The organism is Pseudomonas sp. 10C3 (assembly GCF_036346185.1).
Classification (GTDB): Bacteria; Pseudomonadota; Gammaproteobacteria; order Pseudomonadales; family Pseudomonadaceae; genus Aquipseudomonas.
The window spans coordinates 1-243 of sequence record NZ_JASJVE010000191.1 but is presented as its reverse complement, the minus strand read 5'-3'; the positions used below and the strand labels follow the sequence as shown (position 1 = coordinate 243).

The 243-nt window shown below is 66.3% G+C and carries 1 protein-coding gene; it reads left to right on the top strand.

The features are described from left to right. Nucleotides 1-243, top strand: a 243-nt coding sequence (locus QN399_RS26580; protein ID WP_330201974.1) for an amidase family protein, incomplete at both ends; no start/stop codon positions are given.

Sequence of the window (243 nt, the reverse complement as noted above, 5' to 3'; positions counted from 1 at the left end):
CCGTTGAACTGGTCAAGGCGTACCTGGCGCGGATCGATGCCTATGACGGCCCGCACACCGCCACCGCGTTGAACGCCGTGGTGGTGCGCAACCCTGATGCGCTCGACGAAGCCAAGGCGTCCGATGCGCGCCGGGCCAGGGGTGAAACACTCGGGCCGCTGGATGGCATTCCCTATACCGCCAAAGACAGTTATCTGGTCAAGGGCCTGACCGCTGCGTCCGGCAGCCCGGCGTTTGCCAGGC